Origin of the sequence: Paratractidigestivibacter sp. (assembly GCF_052362415.1) — a bacterium.
In the GTDB taxonomy this organism is placed as follows: Bacteria; Actinomycetota; Coriobacteriia; order Coriobacteriales; family Atopobiaceae; genus Paratractidigestivibacter.
Window position 1 is genome coordinate 2,052 of the sequence record NZ_DAWEMK010000057.1, and the last position, 3,716, is coordinate 5,767.

The window sequence follows — 3,716 nt, forward strand, 5'->3', positions numbered from 1 at the left end:
GGGCGGCCTGAGCGGCCTCCTGCTCGGCGCGCTCGGCCTCCGCCGCGGCTCCGACCTTGACGGTCATCGCGTCGTTGGAGAGCGACATCCCGTAGTTCTGGGTGGCGATGCGCGAGATCCGGGAGTTGCTGGAAAGAACGGCGCGCTCGATCTTGAGGTCGTCGTTCAGGTTCTTGGCGTCGGTGACCTCCGAGCGCAGGCTGGAGTTGGCTGCCAGCGCGGAGACCGCGGCGGAGCTCAGGCCCACGCGGACGAGGCCGAGGGTGATGATGGCCGCGGCGATGATGAGCACATGACAGACGCTCGCCACGAACTCGTGGGAAACCCCGCGGCGGGCGCGGGCGTCGAGGCCTCCGCCGGGAAGCACCTCGAACGAGGTCTCCCGCGACCGCTCCTCGAGGGCCCCCGCCCCCGCGTAGTTCATGTTGAGAGCCTCGGAGCCCTGGTACCTCATGACGTCCTCGTGACAATCTGCGGAAGATCCGCTGCGCATCCAATAGTGGGCAGGAAGCTGGGAACTTGAGGGTCACCTGACGGTTAACCCTCAAGTTCAGATTGAGCGTTCCTTAAGAATTGGCTAATAGTTGGTTGACAGTGTGTTGGTGCTTCATTGGTGGTGCGTTTAAGCTGCGTTTTTGGTTCGTTCTTGCTTCGTTTGTGGTATGCATGCGGCCTTGCGGCCGGGTGCGCCTTGGTTGTCTCCCCCCCCGTTTACGCGACGTCGAGCTTGACCGCCACGCGCGTGAGGGCGCTTCGCGACCTTGGGTTGGCCGCGACCTCCTCGTCCGAGGCGACGAGGGGCTTGCGGGTCCTGACCTTGAGTATCGGCACGTTCCCGCAGACACAGACGGGGAGATCGGGAGGGCAGGTGCAACCCCTCGAGAGCTCTGTGAATATGTGCTTGACGATGCGGTCCTCAAGCGAGTGGTAGGCGATGACGCAGATCCGGCCGCCCGGGTTCGCCCACCGGACCGCCGCCCGAAGGCCGCGATCGAGGACGTCGAGCTCGTGGTTGACCTCGATGCGCAGGGCCTGGAAGGTCTTGCGCGCGGGATGCCCGCCGGAGCGCCTGGCCGCGGCGGGGATGCCGCGCTTGATGACCTCCACGAGTTGGAGGGTGGTCTCGATGGGGGCCTTGGCCCTCTCTTCCACCACCTTCCGGGCGATGCGGGCGGCGTACTTCTCGTCGCCGTACAGGCGCAGGATTCGGGTGAGGTCGGCTTCGTTGTAGTGGTTTATGACCTCGGCTGCGGTTAGGGTGTTGTTCCCCGGATCCATGCGCATATCTAAGGGGGCGTCCTCGTGATACGAGAAACCCCGCTCGGGAATATCGAGTTGCGGGCTGCTCACGCCCAAGTCAAAGAGGAAGCAGTCGACCCCGGGCACCTCCGCCTGGACAAGGAGCTCGTCCAGGTCTCCGAAATTGCCCTTGAGGAACTTGTGCTCCGCGCCGGGGACCTCGCGCGAGAAGCGCTCGGCCGCGGCCGCGAGGGCCATATCGTCCTGGTCGATGCCGATCGAGAGCCCTTCCGGGGCGATCCTCTTCGCGAGCTCCACCGAGTGTCCGGCGCCGCCGAGCGTGCAGTCGCACACGACGTCGCCCGGCTTCGGGTCGAGCTCGCGGAGAACCTCTTGCAACATCACGGGTACGTGCTGATATCCAGTTGTCAAGATCTCCACCCCCTTAGCCGAAGAGAAGCTCGTCAAGATCGTCGTCGAACGCATCCTGCTGGGCGTTCCAAGCGCCGGTGTTCCAGACCTCGAAGTGGTCGTCGGCACCGACGATGGTCACGTCGTCCGTCAGGCCGAGCCGCTTGCGCGTATCGGGCTTGCGGATGTCGAGCTTACCGAGGGCAACGCGGCCCGCAGAGTCCACATCCACCGATACGGCGCGCCCGGTGAGGCCCTTCTTCAGACGCACGTCGTCAGAATTGCGCGAGTCGAAGCTCTTCCCGTCCCTCTCGAACAGAGAGTTGATCCAAGCCTCGAACCCCTGGGGAGTGTAGCCGTACACGCTCTCCTTCATTGGCACAAGGTATAAGGTCTTGGAGTCGCCCTCGAGCATCTCCTTGCGGAACGCTGCGGGCAGGGTGACGCGCGCCTTCGAATCAACCGACATCGGAAAAGACCCGACGAGCATGTCACCCTCCTCTCGAGACCAGAGACCATGAGCCCCCGACTGGAGCGTGTGAATACTATAGGGCATACCCGACACTTAGCGACACCAAAAAACACCGTTCAACACAAAGTCGTTCTTGAACGGTGTTTTCGGCTTCGGCGAGCAGGCTCCGGCCCAAGATATTGGGCCGGGAACAGGTGTTTCCACCATTCGCCGACGCATGTCGCTCCAGTAATATGTAGACGATGTGAATCCGCAGGCCAGAGGCGGTGTTTAAAAGAATTCGCAGGTCAGGGGCAGTACCTCAACCTGCGAAGGCACTCTATTCGTGATGCGCGCGGGGATGGGCGTCGAGGTAGACGCGGCGGATGTGAGAGCGGTCCAGATGGGTGTAGAGCTGCGTGGTCGATATGCTCGCATGCCCCAGGAGTTCCTGCACGACGCGCAGGTCGGCCCCGCCCTCGAGGAGGTGGGTGGCGAAGGAGTGTCGCAAAGTGTGGGGGTGGAGACCGTCGATGCCCGCGACGCGCCCATAGCGCTCGACGATCGCGTGGATCGACTGGCGGGATATGCGGTCGCCGCGGACGTTGAGGAACACGGCGGAGGTGGGGCGCCGTCCCACAAGCTCGCCCCTCCCCTCCCTCAAATAGGTCCCGAGGGCGCGGGCGGCGGCTCCGATGATGGGCACGACGCGCTCCTTCGCCCCCTTGCCGAAGACGCGCAGGACCTCCTCGCCGAGGAACACGTCACGCTCATCGAGCCCCACGAGCTCGCTCACGCGAAGGCCGCAGCCGTAGAGCACCTCGAGCGCCGCGTGGTCGCGGAGCCCCGCAGCGGAGTTCGGGAACGGCTGGTCGAGCAGCTTCGCCGCCTGCTCCTGCGAGATCACGTCCGGCAGGCGCGAGGGCTTGGCGGGCAACGGGAGGTCGGCGGTGGGGCACGAAGAAGCGATCCCCTCGCGGAACATGAAGCGATGGAAGCCTTTGACCGCCGAGACCCCCCTCTCGACGGAGGAGGCGGCGAGGCCCAGGTCGCAAAGCGCCCCCACGTAGTCTTCTACGAGGGGGCGCCCCACCTCGTCGGGCTCGGTCACGCCGGAGCCCGCGAGGTAATCGATGTATCTGTTGAGGTCGCGGCCATAGGCCTCGATGGTATTGCTCGAGCTGCCGCGCTCGACGCGAAGATACCCAAGGTACTCCTCGCGCGCAGCGGCAAGGTCCATCGTCGGGCCCATGGCCGCGGTCTCGCGCTACTCCGCGACGACGTCGTGGCGGTCGATGCCCTCGTGGTGGGCGATCGAGGCGCGCACGAACTCGCGGAACAGCGGGGCGGGCTTGGTCGGACGGCTCTTGAACTCAGGGTGTGCCTGGGACGCCACGAACCAGGGGTGAACGTCCTCGGGGAGCTCGACCATCTCGACGAGGCGGTCGTCGGGCGAGAGGCCCGAGATCCTGAGGCCGGCGGAGGTCAGCTGGTCGCGGAACGCGTTGTTGACCTCGTAACGGTGGCGGTGGCGCTCATAGACGAGGCTCTCGCCGTAGGCCTCCTCGGCCAGGGTGCCCGGCTGGACCTTGCAGGGGTAGGCGCCCAGGCGCAT

At 65.3% G+C, this 3,716-nt stretch carries 5 protein-coding genes; all 5 read right to left on the bottom strand.

Translation table 11 applies throughout. The annotated features are described in order from the left end of the window. Positions 1–454: hypothetical protein (locus ACT84W_RS06765; protein WP_444328655.1), on the bottom strand; the 454-nt coding region annotated here is incomplete at its 3' end. A gap of 257 nt (positions 455–711) precedes the next feature. Beyond that, positions 712–1,671: a 16S rRNA (cytosine(1402)-N(4))-methyltransferase RsmH gene (rsmH, locus tag ACT84W_RS06770; RefSeq protein WP_417575161.1), complete on the bottom strand. Its 960-nt coding sequence runs from the start codon at positions 1,669–1,671 to the stop codon at positions 712–714. 13 nt (positions 1,672–1,684) lie between these two features. Further along, positions 1,685–2,140, bottom strand: a complete 456-nt coding sequence (locus tag ACT84W_RS06775) for a division/cell wall cluster transcriptional repressor MraZ (RefSeq protein ID WP_432291320.1) — start codon at positions 2,138–2,140, stop codon at positions 1,685–1,687. 301 nt (positions 2,141–2,441) lie between these two features. Then, positions 2,442–3,341 carry a site-specific tyrosine recombinase gene (locus ACT84W_RS06780; RefSeq protein ID WP_444328656.1) on the bottom strand — a complete coding sequence of 300 codons (900 nt, stop codon included), beginning with the start codon at positions 3,339–3,341 and terminating at the stop codon, positions 2,442–2,444. A 27-nt stretch (positions 3,342–3,368) separates the two neighbouring features. Continuing rightward, positions 3,369–3,716 (bottom strand): glutamine amidotransferase-related protein (locus ACT84W_RS06785; protein ID WP_444328657.1); only part of this gene is annotated, 348 nt, incomplete at its 5' end.

Bases quoted from the DNA above. Each gene is read 5' to 3' on its own strand.
- ACT84W_RS06775 (WP_432291320.1), bottom strand. From the start codon at position 2,140: ATGCTCGTCGGGTCTTTTCCGATGTCGGTTGATTCGAAGGCGCGCGTC.
- ACT84W_RS06780 (WP_444328656.1), bottom strand. From the start codon at position 3,341: ATGGACCTTGCCGCTGCGCGCGAGGAGTACCTTGGGTATCTTCGCGTC.